This window comes from Salinibacillus aidingensis (assembly GCF_055393355.1).
The window spans coordinates 247,478-267,842 of the sequence record NZ_AP043759.1 but is presented as its reverse complement, the minus strand read 5'-3'; the positions used below and the strand labels follow the sequence as shown (position 1 = coordinate 267,842).

The following is a 20,365-nucleotide window of genomic DNA, read 5'->3' as shown; positions in this document are numbered from 1 at the left end:
ACGAATCATTTATCTCAACCTCTTATTCTCTAGTTGCAAAGTGCTTTTTCGCTAATTGAAGAAGCGGACCTACAAGTTGTTTTCTGACTTCTATTTTAATTTGTTTAAAATACTTTGTTGTTAACATCAAAAAGATAGATCGCTCAATATCCGCCGTTTTTGACGGATTTGTTGTCCAATCTACTACCCAAGATTCCGCCACTATGTCTGCAACATTCTGGGCAATCTCTTTTGATAAGTCAATGATATCCTGACTTATATACTGCTCTGATGCTTCTTTGACTTGAGATGTAGATGTCGTTTCTTCTGGTTCCAAATGTTTCTTAACCACTTCAAAAAAGGCGTATTCTCTTTTAGATAACCCTAGTCGTTCCGCTTCTTCTGTTTCACCAGTCTCCATATCGTTATTTATAAATTTCTCTAGCTGCTTTTTTCTTTCTGACCAATCGTTCTGTGTATCCTCCAGAATCTGTTGGAGTTTTTCAAGTAGAGAAGTATAGTAAACTGGATTATCATCCATTTTTACACTTATTACATGCTTAACAGCGTGTTCCATGTTTGATGCTATTGCTTCGTCTGATTGCAATGTTTCAAGTTTAGATTGATAATCCTGATCAAACAAAGTAATCGGTTGGATCCATTGCTTAACACCAAGAGATGTTAAATGTTCATTTATGATTTCGCGAACTTTTTCTCCACTATCTGCAATATCTAGTTTCTTATCAGGTTCAAATCTTGCCTTAGCTGCTGCACGTATATAAGATAGCCAGCGTAAATCGTTCGTATTTTCTGTAGTTACATGACCGGGCATTAGTTGCTCCATCGCCCCGGCAAATCGTTTATAAGCTAATTCAAACTCTGCTCTTTTGTCTTCAGCTTCCAATTGTTTTACAAGTTCATCTAAGTTATCTTTATCAATTCCCCTAAACATCCCCATTACGGATTCTCTATATGACAACATCTGCTTATGAACACCATCTAATGACTCCATTGGCTCTCCAACATCATCTTTGTCAAACACTTTTAGTGCCTCTTCAAGATGATTGGATATACCATAATAATCAACTACGTAGCCGCATTTTTTTCTTTCTCCGTAAGTCCGATTTACACGTGCAATAGCTTGTAATAGATTATGTTCTTTTAACGGTCTGTCTAAATACATGACTTGTTCAACAGGGGCATCAAAACCAGTTAAAAGCATATCCTTCACGATGATAAAACATAACTTACTCTCTGAAACGGGCTTTGTAAATCTATTAATAATTTCTTCTTGCTCCGCTTTAGTCGTAAAGTGTTCTTTTAAGTGTGGAGGATCATTAAGGTTTCCTGAAAAAATAACTTTAGCATCAAGTTCCTCACCCATGATTTCCTTCATATGTTTCTTGAGAGCATTATAGTATTTCACAGCTGCTTCTCTAGAAACGCAAACTACTTGGGCTTTGAAACCATTAGGATAAATATACTCTTTATAATGTTTAAGCATATCTTTAGCAATTTCGTCGACTCGTTCATCGGCTTCAACAATAGCCTTTTTATTAGCATATTTTTGTTTGATAGCTTCCTTTTCCTCATCCGTACGATGTTCAAAAGCCTCGTCAAATAACTGTTCTAACGTATCTGCCTTAACTTGAAGTTCTGGCTTCCTGCCTTCATAGACGATTCGAACTGTGGCACCATCATCAACTGCTTCTTGTATTCCATATTTATCAATGTAGGAACCAAATGTTCTTGGCGTTGACTTATCTTCCTTTTCAACTGGTGTTCCAGTAAAACCTATAAAGGCTGCATTTGGCAAAGCATGACGCATATTTCTAGCAAATCCTTTATATTGACTGCGGTGAGCCTCATCAGCCATTACAATTACATTCGATTTAAGTGTTAATACAGGAAACTCTTTTTCGAATGTTAAAGTCGAAGTTTGAGAAGAATCTTCTAATGTATCTTGTTCCTCTGTTTCACTCTGAAACTTATGTATTGTTGTCATAATAATTTGCGGTTGAGCATTAGATAACAACTCTTTCATTTCACTAACTTTATCAGCTCTAACTGGAGTTGTGATAGTTGATAAAGTTCTAAGAAAGGTTTGATAAATTTGTTTATCTAAGTCAATTCGATCTGTAACAACAACTATTGTAGCATCCGATAATTCTTGTAACCGGCGAATTTTTCTCGCAAGAAAAACCATCGTTAGAGATTTACCTGAACCTTGCGTATGCCAAATAACCCCGCCTCTAGAAACAGAATCTCTCCCGTAAACTAGACGGTCCAGTGCTTTATTAACAGCCCTGAATTGCTGATATCTACAGATTTTTTTAATTTTCATAGACGTGTTAACATCCACTTCGAACAATAAGAAGTTTTGAAGGATATCCAATAAATTATGTTTCTCCAGTAACCCCTGTACAAAGACATTTTGACCATTGTTGCCTACATCTTCTATTTGCTCCTTCGTAAATGGATATGGATCTTTCCACTCAACATAGTGACTGTATCCCGAACTAATTGTCCCAACATAAGCACGGTACTTATTTAGAATACCGGTGAAAAAGTTAGTATAAAAAAGACGGGGAGCGCCCTCGATAGTATTGGAATCTCGCAAATCCATATAACGTCGTAATTGTTCATAAGCTGCTTTTTTACCGATATTCTCATTCTTGCCTTTTTCTAAAAAGGGAGACTTACATTCTAAAACAACTACAGGTATTCCATTTACAAAAACAACGATGTCAGGAATGATTTTTTCGTTAGGCCCTTGAATTACAAACTGTCTTGTTACTAAGAAGTCATTGTTCTCAACATTTTCCCAGTCTATAAACTTCACCGTATGGTAATCTTTCTTACCTTTTCCATCGATGTCTTGATCAACAGTAAAATTAAAATGCACAAGAGCCTCATATATCCGCTCATTGATTTCAAGTAGATTCGTTCCAAGATGCTCTGGCCTAGTTAAAAATCTAACAGCTTTATTTAAGTTAGAATCATCTATCCACGGGTTTAGACGTTGTATTGCTTTTTTCAATCGTTGAACGAGAATCACCTCATTCAACGATTCTCTCTCGTTATAGTCTGGTGTTAATTTTTCACCATGAACGAATTTATAACCTAGCTTGTCCTGAAGGTAATCTATGGCGGGTAGCTCAACAAGCGTTTCTTCGTTTCCTAAATACGAACTCATTTGAATTTCCCCTTTATACCTTTACACGAATTTTACCTGAAAGAAGTTTTTGCATTAAGCCTTTTTTTAGATCAATAAATTTTTGTTTATTTACACTGTATTGTTTTATTTGCTTATCTGTAGATGATAAAATACTCGCAATGTTCTTCTGCTCATCAAGTTCAGGAAGTACGACTGGGATATTATAAAAATCTCCATGTTTTAGGTCTGGAATTGTGGTAGTTCCTGCTAATCTCTTTATAATATTTTGAATAATATTTGATTTTAAATAGTAAACGAGAAAATCTTTATTGATAAGTTTTTTATCATAATCTACTTTAAAAAAATTATTATGAAAAGCACCTTCTACGTTTGAAATTACTACACCAGTATTTCCTGTCCTAGTCATTAGGATATCATCCTTATTACACAATACGCTCTCTCGAGGATTTTCAATAAAGTAAGTATTTTCTTTGTTATTTTTGTCATTAAGATATTGTATAGTAATATAAAAATATCTATTATGTCCGGGTTCCTTATATCTGTCAGTTATAGCTACCTGTAGTCCCTGACTAATTGTGGAAATATCCTTAAAAGTTACTAATCGCCATTCGTTAGGTATGTTACCAACTACTGTCTCTTTAAATTCTGAATGCCCTATACCTTTAAACAATAACTTTTGCATTAAACCTTTTTGTAATTCTTTTGTTTTTGTAATAAGTTGGTCTGTTTGTTCAATTTGTTCATTAACAGTGGTAAGAATTTCAGCAATCTTTTGCTGTTCTCTAAATGAAGGAATTGGTATTAATGCATTAGATACATCTGTATTATTAACTGCAGGATAGTTAGAACCAACCATTTTCCTAAGTAATTGACTTAAAAATTTATTACTAAATGTATAGTGATAAATGAACCTTGCACTTATCCCTTTTTTTGGACGTAAAACTGCAAACCCGGTTGAACAAATTAAATTTTCTCTTGAATCTTCTACTAAAGTAAATGCTTTCAGGTATGGTCTAACAGTCGAAACAATTACATCATTTTTTCTCACAATTCTTCTTGCCCTACTAGGTGCTTCTTTAAATGCTAATATTTTAGTACCTTTAATTTTTCCTTCTTTTATACTTTCAATATCAATATATTCTATAATTTCATTCTCCGGAGTTTTTGGTGATAACGACTCAGGATTTACTTCGGCTATACTTGATAGTGTCTCAATACGCCAGTCACTTGGTATCTTTCCAATTCCAGTTTTTTGAAATTCTTGGACCATTTCCTCACCTACTTTATATTCTTTCGTATCCTATTTCTATTAAGAAATTATTTAGTTTATTTTCTGTTGTATTATATTTATCTTTGATTTGCCTAATTTCTTTAATAACTAAATCAATATCAATTTGTTCTTCTTCCTCTGTAATATCTACATATCGACTCACACTTAGGTTATAATCATTATCTTTAATAGTTTCTATATCAACTAATGTTGCATATTTCTCTTTATCCTTGAAATCATTAAATATATTTACTATTTTCTGTATATCTTCTTCGCGAAGTTTATTTTTATTTCCAGCTTTCTCATAACCCTGACTTGCATCAATAAACATTACTTTATTCTTTCGGTCAACCGATTTATTCTTATTAAGAATTAATAATGCAGCTGGAATACCTGTTCCATAAAAGACATTTGATGGTAAACCAATTACAGCTTCAATAAGATCATCTTTTATATATCCTTTACGAATCTTACCTTCTGCCCCTCCACGGAATAAAATACCATGAGGTACCACTGTTCCCATTTTGCCTTTTTGATTCAAACTAGTAACCATGTGTGAAACAAATGCTAAATCCCCATATGATTTTGGAGGTATTCCATAGATAAATCGGTTATAAGGATCTCCCTCGGCTTCCTCTCTCCCCCAATTTTTTAAAGAAAATGGCGGATTAGCTAAGATCTTATCAAATGTTTTTAATGCCCCACCTTCTGTATGCATTGGATTTCGTATGGTGTCTCCTTTACGAATATCTGCGCCTTTAGCGAAATGGAATAGCATATTCATCTTACATATCGCCCATGTACTAAGATTTATCTCCTGACCAAATAAGGAAACATTTTTTGAATTTCCTCCATGGTCTTTTATGTATTGCATGGACTCAATAAGCATACCGCCGCTTCCAACAGTGGGATCGTAGATACGATCTCCTTCTTCTGGTTTTAATATATTTACAAGTACTTTTACAACTTCTCTTGGTGTATAGAATTCTCCACCTTTAGTTCCACCATCATCAGCAAATTCTTTAATGAGGTATTGATAAGCATCACCAAGTACATCAGGATTTTCAAGATTCTCATATGCTAAGTTATGTTTATCGAATAGTAATAATAGTTGTGATAACTTTTTATCTGGAACTCGTTCTTTATCATTATAATTAGCAGTAGTCAGAACACCTATTAATTCCGCGTTTTTAGGTTCATCTTCAATGGCCTTAAATGCCTTATCCAATTCAGGTCCAATATTTAGAGTTAAATTTTTTAGCTTTTCCCATCGAGCTGCTTCTGGTACAAAAAAGGTTTCATACATGGTTGGCTCTTCTAATAACATCTCAACTTCTTCATTGTCCATTCCTTGCTCTGTGAATTCCTGTTTTTTATTTTCACACTCCATTGAAAACTGGTCATTCATTCGTTTTAAAAACATTAAACCAAATATGTAATCTTTATATACAGCTGCATTTAATTCCCCGCGAAGGATATCCGCAGCGTCCCATAATGTTTTTTCTAATTCCTGTAACGTCAATTTGCTCATTTTGTTACCTCCAAGTTTCTAGCTTCATATTTAAAATATAACACATATTCTTAATTTCTTTTAATGAACTCTACTTTCATACAATTTAATAAAAAGATAATAAAATTTGTTTAAACTACTTAAAACGAGAAAAAACAGCGAGTAAAATGTTTCAGATTTAGCTTTTAGTAACTTTAAAAAATAAGTAAGTAGGAGGAAATACAAAATGACAATTAGAAAGATAAGAATAGGAGAACACACAAATTATAAGGTTATAAACGATTTAGGAAGAGGCGCAAATGGTACGCGTATTCTGAAACAGTGGACTTTTAATACATTAGAAGAAGCTAGAGCATTTGAGGAATCAGGAATAATTGGAAAAGGTGACACACCAAAGAAATACGATTCAATAGAAAGAAATTCAATAGCTTCTAAAGGGGCAGATCAATATCAACCTTACAAGCTGAATACATGGAACAATTCTGAAGTTGAGCAATTTATAAAATTAGCCGAAAAAGAAGATAAAGATGTATTGTATGATACTGTGCTAAATACAGGATTACGAAAAGCCGAAGTTCTTGCTTTATCATGGTCGGATATTGATTTTACAAAGGGGACGTTAGCAGTTAACAAATATATTTCTCCCCAACAAAAAGGGAGGAAATACACTCCCTTAATTGCACGAAACCGACGAATAGTTCAGTTACCTGATCATATTATACAAAAATTATCAGTGCATAAAGAACGACAGAAAAAACTAAGAGCTGAACTAGGTGAAATTTATATAAACGAATTTAATCTTGTTTTCACAAGTGCTACTGGCGGTGTTCTTAACCCTAGACTATTAGATTCCCAATTTAAAAAACTAATAGGTATGGCTGGCTTGAAAGAAATATCCTTTCATGATTTACGTCACACTCATGCAAGTCTTCTAATACTAAATGGTACAAATCTCGCCATAGTTAAAGATAAATTGGGTCATCCATCCATTGAATCAGTATTAAATTTTTATTCACACCTTTGGACTGATATCGATTAAAGTAATTCATGAGTCTGTATTCTACAGATATTTAAAATATCAGTAACAAATTAAAAGGGCAGCGAATTCAATATGAATTCGCTGCTTTTTTATATCTGCTACTCTTCCTTAATGAATAACCTAATCAGCTTTTTGAAAAATCAAACTAAAATTTTCATCTAAAAATTTTGCCATCCTACTCGCTTGAAAACTCCAAGTTTGTCCTTTTGTTTTTGGGTAAAAGACAAATCCATTATTTTCACAATCTAGAGTTTTTCGAAACCTTGATGGATAGAGGATATTATCTTTAATCCATTCAGACTTTCGATTAACACGTTTTTCTAAATCTTTCATATTCCAATAAACTCCTAACAGTTCTTGTTCTTTAAGCTCTTCTAATTCAACTTTTGAAATAATAACAGATTCAGAGGGTACTGGAATGCTTAAATTAACATTTAGTTTTTGCATAAGTATCCACCTTAATTTCATTCTTCTTTATTAATAACTCTTATAGGGAAACTTGTTCTAGTCTAATAAATATGATTCTAATCACAAACAAGACCAGCCATTACTATATAGAGTGACGGCTAGTCCTGCTTCATCAGACAACTCATAAACGACTTATTAATAATTAATTATCCCCAAATTATAATACTCTTATTCATTAACTAATTAACGAAGGTTTACCCAATTTAAAATTACTTTATAAAAAAATATTTTTTTCTTCTAAGTACTTAAAACGCCAAAAAATAGCGGCTATAATATTTCAGAATTTAATCGGTAAATTCTACAAAAGGAAATTTAAATTAATTTATTCAAATATGTAACAACAAGTTTAATAACTAATTATTTAGGAGGACTTTTTATGGCTAGAAAAAAAGAATATACCACTTGGGAGTCATTACCAGATACTATAACTGCTCAGCAAATTGCAGATTTCCTAATTATCTCAAGAAGAAGAGTTTATGAATTATTCAAATTACCTGTTGAGCATGGGGGAATTCCGTACTTCTCCATTGGTATAACAAAAAGAGTTCAAAAAGAAGATTTTAAGCAATGGATAGTTAGGAGAAAAGAAGAAAAAACAAACTTTAAATTATAAAAGTTTTAGGGAGGAAGAGTAGGAATAATTAATACATGAAACTTAGCCCTCTTCCTTCATTAAATTTTAATAAATAATAATATAGAGAGGATAAAAAATTATGAAAGGACATTTTAAAAAAAGAGGGTGCAAGTGTGATGATATGGAGGTATGCACTTGCAAATGGACTTTTGTTATTGATAATGGGGTTCATCCTGAAACTGGCAAGAGGCGTCAGAAATCTAAGGGGAATTTCAACACAAAACAGGAAGCTCAAATGGCTGCAATAGCCTTTTTAGAAGGAGATCAAGTCGAAGAAGACGAGACTACATTTAAAGATTTTACCGAAGAATGGTTAACCCATTACATTCACAGAAACGCACCTAAGCCCGGAACTTTAGACAATAGGCGATATAGTATCAAAAAATTAATGCCTTACTTTGCTTATCTAAAGCTAAAGGACATTACAGATAGTATGTATCAAGAAGCATTGGATGATTTAAAAAGGAAAAATTTATCTAGAAGTACGTTAGAAGGCATTCATACCACCGGAAAAATGATTTTTAAATATGCAATGAGGAAAAAATTAATCACTGAAAATCCCACAATATATGCTAGTATCCAAAAGGATGAACAAAAAGTAATTGAGGATGATGAAGAAGAACTCCCGAACTACTTTGAAAAAGAGGAACTTCTTTTATTTCTGGATACTATTAAAGAAAAAGGACTTTATATGGATGAAGCCATATTCACTACATTTTCCTTTACTGGTATGCGTATAGGGGAATTAGTTGCTCTCAAGTGGAAGGATATAGATTTTGAAAATTGTACAATCCGAATTACTAAAACGTATTACAACAAGAAGAATAATACCTTGAAATATAAACTGGTTCCACCGAAAACACTAAAATCTCGTCGTAAAATCACGGTAGACGAAAGTGTAATTATAACTCTAAAAAAACATAAGGAAGAGCAAGATAAATTAATCTCGCATTTAGGAGATTCATACACTGACATGGGATTTATATTTGCAAACTTTAGAAAATATCCCGGCTACCCTGTATTAAAAAAGTTTGTTAAAAACAGAATGGAGAGATTATTAAAGAAGGCAGAACTAAATGTAAATCTTACACCACATTCACTTCGCCACACTCATACATCACTACTTGCCCAAGCTGGAGTGGATCTAGAAGAAATTATGGATCGATTAGGCCATCATGATGATGATGTAACTAGGAAGGTATATCTTCACATAACTCCTGAGATGAAAAAAGATGCTTCTGATAAATTTGGCGATTTTATACGAGGTAAGTAATATTAAAGTTGAAAGCAAAATGTTAACATTTCGCTTTCAAATACATAATTATAAATTTTATATTCTTCGGTAACCGAAAGTATTTTCAGCCAATGTAACAATAATTTATTCAGCTTCTTTCATAGGAGTTATTAAAATACTCAGACCTATCTCCCCATTATCCCACATTTTAACCATAGGAAATGTACCATCTGGAAGTTCGAACAGCCTTTGTTCCAACGGTTGGATAGGTTCTCTTGATCCAATACACCCATCCGAGAATGTCGCTGGATGTACTGCCACCCTTCTTCCAGTATCGTTAAAATAAATAAACTTCATTCCCCTTCCTCCTATACTTAAATGTTTATATGTTTTATTAGTTTAACACACCTCTGAAAAAACCTTACCAAAAAGTTAAAAATTAAAAAACAATCCTTCTCTCTAGCCTAACGAAACGATTATCCGTGACCAAAATGGGAATAATGAATTTTTGTAACAAAATAACAAAGAAAGTGAGGTTTTTTAATGAAATGAAAGGATATTTTTACAGAAGAGGATGTAAGTGCAAAAAGAAAAAATGCTCTTGTGGTGCAAAGTGGGCTTTTACCGTTGATATTGGAATCGATCCAGTTACCGGTAAAAGAAGACAAAAAGTTAAAAGCGGGTTTAACACGAAGCAGGAAGCTGAAGAAGCTGTTGCTACTCTAATCCATGAACTAAACGAAGGAACATATTTAGAGGAAACAGATAAAACCTTCAGCGACTTTGCAATTGAGTGGCTTCCCATCTACAGTGAGTCAAAAGATGTAAAGCCCGGAACAATTCGAGTCCGTCTCCATGAAATTGGAAAAGTGTTACCCTACTTTGCTCAATTAAAATTAAGAGACATTACAAGAAAAATGTATCAAGATGCTCTCAATGATTTAAAAGATCAAGGGTTATCTGTTAGCACAAGGGAGGGGATCAATCGAACGGCAAGAATGATTTTTCGAAAAGCATTAGAAATGGATCTAATTAAGAAAGATCCGACTGAATTCGCTTATGTTAAAAAAGACAAGAAAACGATTGAACAATTAGAGGAAGAAGAAGGACCAAAGTATCTTGAAAAAGAAGAGCTTGCCTTGTTTTTAGAAACCGCAAAACAAAATGGGCTGGAACATGATTATTTGGCGTTTTTAATTCTAGCCTATACTGGTATTAGAGTTGGAGAATTAGTTGCTCTCAAGTGGAAGGATGTCGATTTCTTAAACCACACGATAAGTATTACCAAGACGTATTATAATCCAAATAATAATGCCGTGGAGTACCAATTAGTCACACCGAAAACCCGAAAATCAAGGCGTAAAATTGTAGTAGATGAAGGTGTTATTCAAGCTTTACAAGATCACAAGGAAGATCAAAATCAAGTAATAAAGCGATTAGGTGACGACTATTACAACAAAGATTTTATCTTTGCAAAGATGGAGCGACAGTTTGGTTATCCGATTGTGATAAAAAACGTTCGAGACCGTATGAAAAGGCTGCTTAGAATAGCTGGCCTAAAGGAAGAATTGACTCCTCATAGTTTAAGACACACTCATACGTCACTTCTTGCTGAGGCAGGTGTCTCACTCGAACAAATTATGGATCGGCTCGGTCATACAGACGATCAAATTACCAAAAATGTGTATCTCCATGTAACCCAAGAAATGAAAAAAGAAGCCTCTCAAAAGTTCAGTGAACTAATGAGAAGCCTCCGTTAATATCCTCAATGTGAGCAAAATGTGAGCATTTCACTCTCATCTTACTTAAAAACCCACTCATATCAAGGGTTGGAACGGCTTATTACATCATGCCGCCCATTCCGCCCATGCCACCCATGTCAGGTGCTGCGCCGCCGCCATTGTCTTCTTCTGGAAGGTCAGCGACAACTGCTTCTGTAGTTAAGAACATCGCTGCTACAGATGCTGCGTTTTGCAGTGCTGAACGGGTAACTTTTGTAGGGTCTACGATACCTGCATCGATCATGTTTACCCACTCGCCATTGGCAGCGTTGAAGCCGATGCCTACTTCTTCATTCTTCAGGCGTTCGACGACTACAGAGCCTTCAAGGCCGGCATTGTGAGCAATTTGACGTACGGGCTCTTCAAGTGCGCGAAGCAGGATGCTGGCACCTGTTGCCTCGTCATCCGTAAGATCAAGCTCAGCTACTTTATTGTAGATGTTCACAAGAGCTGTTCCACCACCAGCTACAATACCTTCTTCTACTGCTGCACGAGTAGAGTTCAAGGCATCTTCAATGCGCAGTTTACGCTCTTTCAATTCCGTTTCAGTAGCCGCACCAACTTTAACTACAGCTACACCGCCGCCAAGCTTAGCCAGACGCTCTTGCAGTTTTTCTTTATCGAATTCAGAAGTTGTTTCTTCTAATTGAGCACGAATCTGGTTTACACGTGCAGAAATATCGTCGGCATTCCCTGCACCTTCAACAACAGTTGTATCTTCTTTTGTAACAACAACTTTAGAAGCACGACCTAGGTGTTCAATGGAAGCACTCTTCAGATCAAAGCCAAGGTCTTCTGTGATTACAGTACCACCAGTTAGCGTTGCAATATCTTCTAGCATAGCTTTACGACGATCACCGAAGCCTGGAGCTTTAACCGCTACAGCGTTGAATGTTCCACGAAGCTTGTTCACAACTAAAGTTGCAAGAGCTTCACCTTCAACATCTTCAGCAATGATAAGAACTGGCTTGCTTTGCTGTACAACCTGCTCTAATACAGGAAGGACCTCTTGAATGTTTGAAATCTTCTTATCTGTAATGAGGATATATGGATCTTCCAGTTCAGCAACCATTTTATCCTGGTCGGTTACCATGTATGGAGATGCATATCCACGGTCAAACTGCATACCTTCTACAACTTCAAGCTCAGTGTTGAAGCCTTTGGATTCCTCAACAGTGATAACACCGTCGTTACCTACACGCTCCATGGCTTCTGCGATTAATTGACCCACTTTATCATCGCCGGAAGAAATGGAAGCTACCTGAGAAATCGATTCTCTTCCCTCGATTGGGTTGGAAATCTTTCTAAGTTCCTCTGTAGCAACTTCAACCGCTTGTTCAATACCACGACGTACACCTACAGGGTTTGCTCCGGAAGCCACGTTTTTAAGTCCTTCCTGAATCATTGCCTGTGCAAGTACTGTTGCCGTTGTTGTACCGTCACCAGCTACGTCGTTTGTTTTGGATGCTACTTCAGATACAAGCTGTGCACCCATGTTTTCGAAATGATCTTCAAGTTCAATTTCTTTTGCAATGGTTACACCGTCGTTTGTAATCAATGGAGATCCGAATTTCTTATCTAAAACAACGTTACGTCCTTTTGGTCCAAGAGTAACTTTTACTGCATTTGCTAATGAATCTACTCCGCGAAGCATTGCGCGACGAGCGTCTTCACTAAATTTAATCTCTTTAGCCATGAATAGATGCCCTCCTTATATTTTAAATAGGTTATGATATTTCAAACGTTCCTCCGTGATATTAGCCGATGACAGCCAAAATATCACTTTCACGAAGAATTAAGTATTCATTACCTTCATATTTCACTTCTGTTCCCGCATATTTTGAGTAGACAACAATGTTTCCTTCAGCAACCTCAGGTGCAACACGTTCACCATTGTCGGTTACTCGACCGGAACCAACAGCTACTACTTTTCCTTCTTGTGGTTTTTCTTTTGCAGAATCTGGAAGTACAATTCCGCTTGAAGTTGTTTCTTCCTGCTCGACAACTTCAATGACAACACGATCACCTAGCGGCTTTAACATATCAGATACCCTCCTCAAATTCTTTTATTTTGATATTGTTAGCACTCTTTTTCAGTGAGTGCTAATTCCAATTATTATAATAATGAATTTCCTTCCACTTTGCAAGTAAATGAAATGATTTTTTTCTTATGAATTTTTCGTTTATAATAAGTAAAGAGTTCCATTCATTAAAACGATATACATACAACCCAAAAATCCTGCGTAAATATGGACAAGGATAAGGGTAAACGGTAAAACGTGCTGGTTACAAATCATTTTAATGTATGATCGAAATATGAAAAACTCTACTTTAGAGTATCCATGAAAGAATATGTTTAAACCTTTGAAAATATATTCTGTTTATAGAGAATTTCATAAAGGAATTTACGGAGAAGGAGTCGTCTTAATTGCCTAGAAGATACTGGTATGTTATTTTAACTTATGCTATTGGACAACTATCGGGAATCATCGGGGGACCACTGTTACGCAGTTTCGGGGTCCCGAGGGAAGATATCCCCGGCATATGGTCCATCATCATCTTCCCTATCATGACAATTATTGTTCTGCGATTATTAAAAACCGATATGCAAAAGGCGCGAAATCAGCGTTCCTTTCAAGCCGGTCGAATCATTTTATGGGTGATTGGCGGATTTTTCTTTGTCCTGTTTGCCAATTATTTAGCTGCCTATATTGAGATGGCCGTCGGTATTCAGCCTGGCTCAGAAAATACGGCTGATTTAGTGAATATAGCAAAAAGCTTTCCGTTATTTCTGATTGTAACGGCTATTTTGGCCCCTATATTGGAAGAAGTGATCTTCAGAAAAGTGATTTTTGGTTCCATTTATCAAAAATATAACTTTTTTATTGCTGCCATTATTTCTGCCCTGATTTTCGGAATACTACATGGAGAGCCTGAGCATATGTTAATCTATACATCTGTTGGTATGGTTTTTGCTTTTCTATATGTCAAAACAAAAACGATCCTTGTACCAATCCTTACACATATCTCCATTAACACGTTCGTTTTTATCATCAATTATTTAGTAACAGAAGAAGACCTGGAAAGATATCAGAAACAACTGGAAGAGCTCCAGACTATCTTAATCGGAGGCTAAACATTTATGAGAGCATCACCATTATTTATGTCCACCCTGTACTTGTTTATGGGGATTCTATTTACGTATATTGCAGCCCAGAGTGTTGAGGAAACCTTATGGAACTTCACTACCATTATTCTGGCTGTAGTGGCAACCTTTGATTTTGCTGTTGCCGTTCGCTTAATCAATCTTCATATAAAAATTAAGAACTCAAAAAATAATAATAACAAATAAAGTGAAACTTCCATCAGTGGGGGGGTTTTCTCCATCCCCACTGATGGTTAGTTGAACTTGTCAGGTTTTTACTGGCCGTTTATCCCCCTTAGTCTTGTTGGGTTACCCTCAAAACTTGAAGTGGGGGTATTACGGCCAGTTAATACGTGATAAAGAAGCTCCCCTTGCCTTTTCGAAACAAGGGGAGTTATGTATTAATGAGGATCCTCTGTTATGTCTTCCTCCAATGGATAGTGCTTTAAGAAATAAGCCAGCGATTGCAGTTCAATGGATAAATCAATATGATGAATGCGTATTTGAGGTGGAACCGTAATACGGGCGGGCGTAAAGTTTAAAATGCCCTCCACTCCACAATTTACAACGCGATCGGTAATCGGTTGTGCAGACTGTGCCGGTACAGTCAGAATAGCTATATTAATATCAGAACCGATTTTTTTCTCCATCTCATCAATATGATAAACCGGAACTCCCCCAACCCTGGTTCCTACTTTCTCAGGAGCGGCATCAAAGGCCATCTCGATTTTCGTATTATTATTTTTGGTGAAATTATAATTTAAAAAAGCTGTTCCTAAATTTCCCACTCCGATTAGGGCTACTTTCGTAAAAATATCCTGCTCCAGCGCCTCTCTGAAAAAGGAAAGCAAATAATTAATGTTGTAGCCATATCCCTTTTTTCCCAAAGCTCCAAAATAAGAAAAATCTCGACGTATGGTTGCTGAATCTACTTTAACCGCCTCACTTAATTCCTTTGAGGAAACACGGGATTTCCCCTGATTATGGAGGTTACTGATAAAACGATAATATAGTGGAAGCCTTTTCGCTGTTGCCTGCGGTATTTTGTGCTGATCATGATTCGCCATACTCATCCCCCTACTTATACTATAATGAAAAATAGACATTTCCTGAGTTGAAGAAATATTCCCCACTTCACGAAGTTTTTCTATATCTTGCTATCCTGCTTAATGATAAGATACACTTAACCAAGTTGAGGTGAATAAAAAATGATATTAATGCAGTTAAATAATATAGAAAAATATTTTGGCGCTGACCTTATTTTATCGAATATTAAATTAGAAGTACATAGCCAGGACAGGATTGCCATCGTAGGACGAAATGGAGCAGGAAAATCCACCTTGCTTAAAATTATGTCCGGAGAATACACGTACGATAAGGGCGAAATGATCAGGCCGAGGGATACCAGCATCGGCTATTTGGCTCAAAACACCGGACTGGAGTCATCATTAACGATATGGGAAGAGATGGAACAGGTTTTTTCCGAGCTCAAACAAAGAGAAAAGGAGCTCAGAAAACTGGAAGAACAAATGGCTGATCCAGATCTTTTGGAGGACCATTCCACTTACGAAGAGATTCTTGAAAGTTATGATGCAGAACAGGAGGAATTCAGGCGGCTTGGCGGCTTTGAATATGAAGCGGATATAAAAGCCGTCCTCAACGGATTGCAGTTTTCCAATGTGGATACATCCATCAGTGAACTGAGCGGTGGACAGAAAACAAGGCTTGCTCTCGGTAAGCTGCTTTTATCTAAACCTGATATCCTCATTTTGGACGAACCTACCAACCACCTGGATATCGGAACCCTTAATTGGCTTGAGCAATATCTGCAGAATTATCAGGGTGCAGTTGTCATTGTTTCCCACGATCGTTACTTTTTGGATAAAACGGTAAACGTAGTCTATGAGATTTCCTTTCAGACATCCAATCGATATACAGGAAACTACAGTGACTACCTTGTGCAAAAAGCCAAGGATTATGAGCAAAATGTAAAACAGTACGAAAAACAGCAGGCTGAAGTCAAAAGGTTAGAGGATTTTATCCAGAAAAATATTGTAAGGGCATCCACTACAAAACGCGCCCAGAGCCGACGGAAAAAGCTTGAAAAAATGGAGCTTATGGACAAACCAATGCTCGAAAATCAATCCGCCAAATTTTCCTTTGAAATTGAACGTCAAAGCGGAAATGATGTGTTAAAGCTTGAAGATTTATCGTTCCGCTATCATCCGGATAAACCTGACATTTTTCAGCATGTCAATCTCAGCATACATCGCGAGGATCGCATCGGGTTAGTCGGACCTAATGGAATCGGGAAATCTACTTTGCTTAAAACGATTATCGGGCAGCTGAATCCGCACCATGGGAACATTGCTTACGGAACCAATGTTCAAATTGGTTATTATGATCAGGAACAGACCAATCTTTCCAGTAACAAAACCGTTCTTGATGAATTGTGGGATGAATATCCGCTAAAACCTGAAAAAGAAATCCGGACCGTTTTAGGAAATTTCCTGTTTTCAGGAGACGATGTGTTAAAAACAATCCCTTCCCTGAGTGGTGGTGAGAAGGCACGTCTGGTTCTGGCAAAATTAATGCTGCAAAAGGCGAACTTCTTAATCATGGACGAGCCGACAAACCATCTGGATCTGGATAGTAAGGAAGTGCTTGAAGCAGCCTTAATGGACTTCCCAGGCACGATTCTGTTTGTTTCACATGACCGCTATTTTATTAACCGGATTGCAACCAAAATTGTAGAAATGTCAGAAGAGGGAACGAACCTTTATTTAGGCGATTACGATTACTACCTCATGAAAAAACAGGAAGAGAAAGAAATTGAAGAGCTTAACGCTGCTCAAGATGAAACCACTCATTCACAGGAAGACAAAAACCAGTTCCTGCAGGATAAAGCACAAAAACGGGAAATCAGAAAGCTGGAACGACGTGTGGAAGAGCTGGAGGGTCAAATTCATGAATTAGAAGGTAAGATAGAGGAAAATGAGCAGCACATGGTACAGCCGGAATTCTTAAAGGATCATGGAAAATTGCAGGACTTAACAAACGAAAATGAACAGATGAGCGCCAAACTGGATGAACTGATGGAAGAATGGACGAATCTTCAGGAGAAGCTGGCGGATATTTAGGAGCTGAACGACTTTTGTTCAGCTCCTTTTTACCTATATTGTAGTTATCAACAGTTATTCACAGACTTATGCACATATAACACGTGACAATATGCCCACTGAATGGACTTACCCACATTATCCACAGCTTTATGCTCGGTTATCCACAATTTTTACTCACATCCACAGGACTGCTATCATCGAATTTTGTCGATTCTATTCACATCACCAGATTTTATTTGTGGATAAAGTAAGCTTCCATCAGTGGGGGGGTATTACGGCCAGTTAATGCGTGATAAACAAAAGCCGATACCATGCCTTAATCTGGTACCGGCTTTTGTTTATCAATATCCTGTTTTGTTTATCCTTTTGTTACAGTGGAACGCTTCCTATATTTTTCAATACTTAAAGAGGGATTCGCATTTAAATCAAGCCCTGCCCGATGACCTTGCTCGTAGGCAATACTGGCAGCCGCCCCAATCATAGCTGCATTATCTGTACATAAATGCAGGGGCGGAATTAAAACCTCAACATCCTCATTGGTGAATTTTTCATGGAGTGCTTTCCGAAGACCCTGATTTGCAGCAACGCCTCCAGCTACAATTAATTGCTCCACCCCATACTCTTTCACTGCACGATAGGTCTTTGTCACTAACACATCCACCACACTCGCCTGGAAGCTCGCTGCCATATCCGCTGAAGAGACCTCTTCCCCTCTTTGCTGTGCATTATGGAGCGTATTCATTACGGCTGTTTTTAACCCACTAAAGCTGAAGTCATAGGTGTCCTCATTAATTAGGGCTCTTGTAAAAGGGAATCGCTCTTCTCCTTCCTGCGCCAGACGATCGATTTGAGGACCTCCAGGATAAGGCAGATTCAAGGTCTTTGCTACTTTATCGTAAGCTTCACCCGCTGCATCATCCCGGGTTTCCCCAATGACTTCAAATTGTCCATGCTCGTCCATTAAAATCAGCTCAGTGTGACCCCCTGATACGACCAAAGATAGTAAAGGAAATTCAAATTCTTTTAATAGTCGATTCGCGTAAATATGACCGGCAATGTGATGGACTCCAATCAGCGGCTTTTGATGAGCAAACGCCAAGGATTTAGCTGCAGACACTCCTATTAGCAATGCCCCTACAAGCCCCGGTCCTTCTGTTACCGCAATGGCATCCACGTCATCCATAGTAATACCTGCCTGCTTCAGGGTTTCTTCGAGTACGACGGTAATCTGTTCAATATGGTGACGTGAAGCAATTTCCGGTACAACACCGCCAAATCTCTTATGGCTTTCAATTTGCGAGGCCACAACATTCGATAATACTTCACGTCCATCTTTAATAATGGCCATGGCTGTCTCATCACAGCTAGTTTCAATTGCAAGAATTAACTGATGCTCATTTTCGCTCATAATTTCACCCACATTACAATTGCGTCTTCATGATTATCAATATAATAATTTTTTCGAATCCCTACTGGAACAAAGCCAAACTTCCGATACATTTTCTGTGCAATAATATTGGAGGTTCGTACCTCCAGTGACATTTCACGTGCTTGAAGGGCCCGCGCCTCATCCAATGCATATGAAAAAAGCTCCTGCCCATAGTTATTCCCTCTGTATTCCGGTAAAATAGCAATGTTTGTAATTTGCGCAGATTCATACACCACCCACAAACCACAGTAGCCAAAGGGAATTCCCTCATCTTCTATCACATAATAATGTGCAAATTTGTTCTGCTCCAATTCACTCTTAAAGGAGCCTTCATCCCATGGAGTATTAAAGGTTTTTTGCTCAATGTTTATGATCTGATGAAGATCACTTATCCTCATTGGTCGAATCGAGACATCACTCATGGCTTCTCTTCTCCTGATTTTTTTCTAACCATTTCGCCTCAGCCTCAGCCAGCCTCAAATAATTCGGAGTCAAAGCATGTACATCTTCTGCTGCTTTCGTTTGGGCTATTTGAGCCAGTGCTGATGCCCGTGGCACTGCTAAAAAGTCTGGCGGAAATTCCGCTTGTTCCCCCAATACAGCTTTAATATTGTCTTTATGTATATGCAAATCATTGCTGATAAATAAAATGGGTTCATCCTGCTTCTTTAAGTCCTCCAGCCAATCCGTAAATAAAACATTTTCTTCATCTCTGACAGCTGTTAACTGACGATTTTCATTTTTGTACAGGCCTGCGTACACTCGACCTCGTCTAGCATCAAAAAAGGAGCATATCCTCCCGTTAAAATACAAGCCATTAAATGCTGCCATTTCCAGGCTGGATACAGCAATAATTGGAATATTCAAGCTGTAAGCGAGGGATTTCGCTGTTGTTACTCCTATTCTCACTCCAGTAAACGAACCAGGACCGTGTGCAACCACAATTTGATCAAGATCAGCTGGAGTCATTTTTGCCTCTTTCATAGCTTCATCGATGGCCGGCATCAGACGTACAGAATGATTACGCTTCACATTCGTTGTGATTTCGGCAACTATTTGCTGATTGTCCAATACGGCGACACTCATCACCTGATTGGATGTGTCCATTGCTAGTACCTTCATTCCACTAACTCCCTGCACAGTTTTTCAAATCTTTCTCCTATGGGATTTAACTCAATGACTCTCCCATCATCCTCTGTATAACGAATCTGAATGTTGATATACTCTTCTGGTAATTCCTCTTTAATAAATTTCGCCCACTCAACAACGGTTATTCCATCACCCTCAAAATATTCATCAAAACCCAAATCCTCTTCATGATCCTCTAATCGATAAGCATCAATATGATATAAAGGATAAACACCCTCATACTCTTTTATAATAGTAAAAGTAGGGCTATTGACCGTTCGTTTAATATTAAGACCTTTTGCCAATCCTTTGGTAAAAGTTGTTTTCCCGGCTCCAAGGTTTCCTTCTAATGTAATCACGTCACCAGGCTGTAATTGTTTTGCTAAACGGCTGGCAAATGCCATGGTCTCATCGGCACTTTTTGAACGAATTTGATACGGATTCATGT

Annotated in this window: 19 protein-coding genes; 7 read left to right on the top strand and 12 right to left on the bottom strand. The window is 37.0% G+C overall.

From position 1 onward, the window contains the following. Positions 1–22: 22 nt before the first annotated feature. Genes ACZ5OK_RS01580 through ACZ5OK_RS01570 form a run of 3 tightly spaced genes read right to left on the bottom strand, consistent with a single transcriptional unit; the run spans position 23 to position 5,958 of the window. Positions 23–3,175 carry a type I restriction endonuclease subunit R gene (locus tag ACZ5OK_RS01580; protein WP_343841573.1) on the bottom strand — a complete coding sequence of 1,051 codons (3,153 nt, stop codon included), beginning with the start codon at positions 3,173–3,175 and terminating at the stop codon, positions 23–25. A 13-nt stretch (positions 3,176–3,188) separates the two neighbouring features. Further along, complete coding sequence (locus ACZ5OK_RS01575; protein WP_343841570.1) at positions 3,189–4,427, bottom strand: restriction endonuclease subunit S; 1,239 nt, start codon at positions 4,425–4,427, stop codon at positions 3,189–3,191. 13 nt (positions 4,428–4,440) lie between these two features. Then, positions 4,441–5,958, bottom strand: a complete 1,518-nt coding sequence (locus ACZ5OK_RS01570) for a type I restriction-modification system subunit M (protein ID WP_343841568.1) — start codon at positions 5,956–5,958, stop codon at positions 4,441–4,443. A 205-nt stretch (positions 5,959–6,163) separates the two neighbouring features. Between ACZ5OK_RS01570 and ACZ5OK_RS01565 the strand changes: the two genes are divergently transcribed. Next, positions 6,164–6,976, top strand: coding sequence for a site-specific integrase (locus ACZ5OK_RS01565; protein ID WP_343841566.1), 813 nt, complete (start codon positions 6,164–6,166; stop codon positions 6,974–6,976). 120 nt (positions 6,977–7,096) lie between these two features. Here ACZ5OK_RS01565 and ACZ5OK_RS01560 read toward each other — a convergent pair whose 3' ends face one another. Next, positions 7,097–7,423, bottom strand: coding sequence for a DUF771 domain-containing protein (locus tag ACZ5OK_RS01560; protein WP_343841564.1), 327 nt, complete (start codon positions 7,421–7,423; stop codon positions 7,097–7,099). Between the two features lie 397 nt (positions 7,424–7,820). Here ACZ5OK_RS01560 and ACZ5OK_RS01555 point away from each other — a divergent pair, with 397 nt between their 5' ends. Together ACZ5OK_RS01555 and ACZ5OK_RS01550 are read left to right on the top strand one after the other, a co-directional pair. Beyond that, complete coding sequence (locus ACZ5OK_RS01555) at positions 7,821–8,057, top strand: helix-turn-helix domain-containing protein (protein WP_343841562.1); 237 nt, start codon at positions 7,821–7,823, stop codon at positions 8,055–8,057. Positions 8,058–8,157: 100 nt separating this feature from the next. Beyond that, positions 8,158–9,351, top strand: coding sequence for a site-specific integrase (locus ACZ5OK_RS01550; protein ID WP_343841560.1), 1,194 nt, complete (start codon positions 8,158–8,160; stop codon positions 9,349–9,351). Positions 9,352–9,456: 105 nt separating this feature from the next. Here ACZ5OK_RS01550 and ACZ5OK_RS01545 read toward each other — a convergent pair whose 3' ends face one another. Beyond that, positions 9,457–9,669, bottom strand: a complete 213-nt coding sequence (locus tag ACZ5OK_RS01545; RefSeq protein WP_343841558.1) for a hypothetical protein — start codon at positions 9,667–9,669, stop codon at positions 9,457–9,459. Between the two features lie 191 nt (positions 9,670–9,860). Here ACZ5OK_RS01545 and ACZ5OK_RS01540 point away from each other — a divergent pair, with 191 nt between their 5' ends. Continuing rightward, a complete protein-coding gene (locus ACZ5OK_RS01540) occupies positions 9,861–11,072 on the top strand; it encodes a site-specific integrase (protein ID WP_343841556.1) in 1,212 nt (403 codons plus the stop codon). Positions 11,073–11,154: 82 nt separating this feature from the next. On the opposite strand, the gene groL is transcribed toward ACZ5OK_RS01540, so the two are convergent. Next, complete coding sequence (groL, locus tag ACZ5OK_RS01535) at positions 11,155–12,789, bottom strand: chaperonin GroEL (RefSeq protein ID WP_343841553.1); 1,635 nt, start codon at positions 12,787–12,789, stop codon at positions 11,155–11,157. A gap of 61 nt (positions 12,790–12,850) precedes the next feature. Continuing rightward, positions 12,851–13,135 carry a co-chaperone GroES gene (gene groES, locus ACZ5OK_RS01530; protein ID WP_044164095.1) on the bottom strand — a complete coding sequence of 95 codons (285 nt, stop codon included), beginning with the start codon at positions 13,133–13,135 and terminating at the stop codon, positions 12,851–12,853. Positions 13,136–13,521: 386 nt separating this feature from the next. Between groES and ACZ5OK_RS01525 the strand changes: the two genes are divergently transcribed. After that, positions 13,522–14,229, top strand: a complete 708-nt coding sequence (locus ACZ5OK_RS01525; RefSeq protein WP_343841550.1) for a CPBP family intramembrane glutamic endopeptidase — start codon at positions 13,522–13,524, stop codon at positions 14,227–14,229. 6 nt (positions 14,230–14,235) lie between these two features. Then, positions 14,236–14,445 (top strand): YdiK family protein, encoded by a 210-nt coding sequence (locus ACZ5OK_RS01520; RefSeq protein WP_343841549.1) that lies wholly within the window; start codon positions 14,236–14,238, stop codon positions 14,443–14,445. A 194-nt stretch (positions 14,446–14,639) separates the two neighbouring features. On the opposite strand, the gene ACZ5OK_RS01515 is transcribed toward ACZ5OK_RS01520, so the two are convergent. Beyond that, positions 14,640–15,305, bottom strand: a complete 666-nt coding sequence (locus ACZ5OK_RS01515; protein ID WP_343841547.1) for a redox-sensing transcriptional repressor Rex — start codon at positions 15,303–15,305, stop codon at positions 14,640–14,642. Positions 15,306–15,446: 141 nt separating this feature from the next. Between ACZ5OK_RS01515 and ACZ5OK_RS01510 the strand changes: the two genes are divergently transcribed. After that, positions 15,447–17,378 carry an ABC-F family ATP-binding cassette domain-containing protein gene (locus tag ACZ5OK_RS01510; RefSeq protein WP_343841546.1) on the top strand — a complete coding sequence of 644 codons (1,932 nt, stop codon included), beginning with the start codon at positions 15,447–15,449 and terminating at the stop codon, positions 17,376–17,378. 340 nt (positions 17,379–17,718) lie between these two features. On the opposite strand, the gene tsaD is transcribed toward ACZ5OK_RS01510, so the two are convergent. Genes tsaD through tsaE form a run of 4 tightly spaced genes read right to left on the bottom strand, consistent with a single transcriptional unit; the run spans position 17,719 to position 20,363 of the window. Next, positions 17,719–18,768 (bottom strand): tRNA (adenosine(37)-N6)-threonylcarbamoyltransferase complex transferase subunit TsaD, encoded by a 1,050-nt coding sequence (gene tsaD / locus ACZ5OK_RS01505; RefSeq protein ID WP_343841545.1) that lies wholly within the window; start codon positions 18,766–18,768, stop codon positions 17,719–17,721. Continuing rightward, entirely contained in the window at positions 18,765–19,211 is a 447-nt protein-coding gene (gene rimI, locus ACZ5OK_RS01500) for a ribosomal protein S18-alanine N-acetyltransferase (protein WP_343841543.1), read from the bottom strand. The genes tsaD and rimI overlap by 4 nt, the downstream gene beginning before the upstream one ends. Then, positions 19,204–19,911: a tRNA (adenosine(37)-N6)-threonylcarbamoyltransferase complex dimerization subunit type 1 TsaB gene (gene tsaB / locus ACZ5OK_RS01495; protein ID WP_343841542.1), complete on the bottom strand. Its 708-nt coding sequence runs from the start codon at positions 19,909–19,911 to the stop codon at positions 19,204–19,206. Before tsaB ends, rimI begins: the two co-directional genes overlap by 8 nt. Further along, a complete protein-coding gene (tsaE, locus tag ACZ5OK_RS01490) occupies positions 19,908–20,363 on the bottom strand; it encodes a tRNA (adenosine(37)-N6)-threonylcarbamoyltransferase complex ATPase subunit type 1 TsaE (RefSeq protein WP_343841540.1) in 456 nt (151 codons plus the stop codon). The genes tsaB and tsaE overlap by 4 nt, the downstream gene beginning before the upstream one ends. Between the last annotated feature and the right edge of the window lie 2 nt (positions 20,364–20,365).

Coding starts and splice junctions, on each gene's coding strand:
- ACZ5OK_RS01580 (WP_343841573.1), bottom strand. CDS start 3,175: ATGAGTTCGTATTTAGGAAACGAAGAAACGCTTGTTGAGCTACCCGCC.
- ACZ5OK_RS01575 (WP_343841570.1), bottom strand. CDS start 4,427: ATGGTCCAAGAATTTCAAAAAACTGGAATTGGAAAGATACCAAGTGAC.
- ACZ5OK_RS01570 (WP_343841568.1), bottom strand. CDS start 5,958: ATGAGCAAATTGACGTTACAGGAATTAGAAAAAACATTATGGGACGCT.
- ACZ5OK_RS01565 (WP_343841566.1), top strand. CDS start 6,164: ATGACAATTAGAAAGATAAGAATAGGAGAACACACAAATTATAAGGTT.
- ACZ5OK_RS01560 (WP_343841564.1), bottom strand. CDS start 7,423: ATGCAAAAACTAAATGTTAATTTAAGCATTCCAGTACCCTCTGAATCT.
- ACZ5OK_RS01555 (WP_343841562.1), top strand. CDS start 7,821: ATGGCTAGAAAAAAAGAATATACCACTTGGGAGTCATTACCAGATACT.
- ACZ5OK_RS01550 (WP_343841560.1), top strand. CDS start 8,158: ATGAAAGGACATTTTAAAAAAAGAGGGTGCAAGTGTGATGATATGGAG.
- ACZ5OK_RS01545 (WP_343841558.1), bottom strand. CDS start 9,669: ATGAAGTTTATTTATTTTAACGATACTGGAAGAAGGGTGGCAGTACAT.
- ACZ5OK_RS01540 (WP_343841556.1), top strand. CDS start 9,861: ATGAAAGGATATTTTTACAGAAGAGGATGTAAGTGCAAAAAGAAAAAA.
- groL (WP_343841553.1), bottom strand. CDS start 12,789: ATGGCTAAAGAGATTAAATTTAGTGAAGACGCTCGTCGCGCAATGCTT.
- groES (WP_044164095.1), bottom strand. CDS start 13,135: ATGTTAAAGCCGCTAGGTGATCGTGTTGTCATTGAAGTTGTCGAGCAG.
- ACZ5OK_RS01520 (WP_343841549.1), top strand. CDS start 14,236: ATGAGAGCATCACCATTATTTATGTCCACCCTGTACTTGTTTATGGGG.
- ACZ5OK_RS01515 (WP_343841547.1), bottom strand. CDS start 15,305: ATGGCGAATCATGATCAGCACAAAATACCGCAGGCAACAGCGAAAAGG.
- ACZ5OK_RS01510 (WP_343841546.1), top strand. CDS start 15,447: ATGATATTAATGCAGTTAAATAATATAGAAAAATATTTTGGCGCTGAC.
- tsaD (WP_343841545.1), bottom strand. CDS start 18,768: ATGAGCGAAAATGAGCATCAGTTAATTCTTGCAATTGAAACTAGCTGT.
- rimI (WP_343841543.1), bottom strand. CDS start 19,211: ATGAGTGATGTCTCGATTCGACCAATGAGGATAAGTGATCTTCATCAG.
- tsaB (WP_343841542.1), bottom strand. CDS start 19,911: ATGAAGGTACTAGCAATGGACACATCCAATCAGGTGATGAGTGTCGCC.
- tsaE (WP_343841540.1), bottom strand. CDS start 20,363: ATGAATCCGTATCAAATTCGTTCAAAAAGTGCCGATGAGACCATGGCA.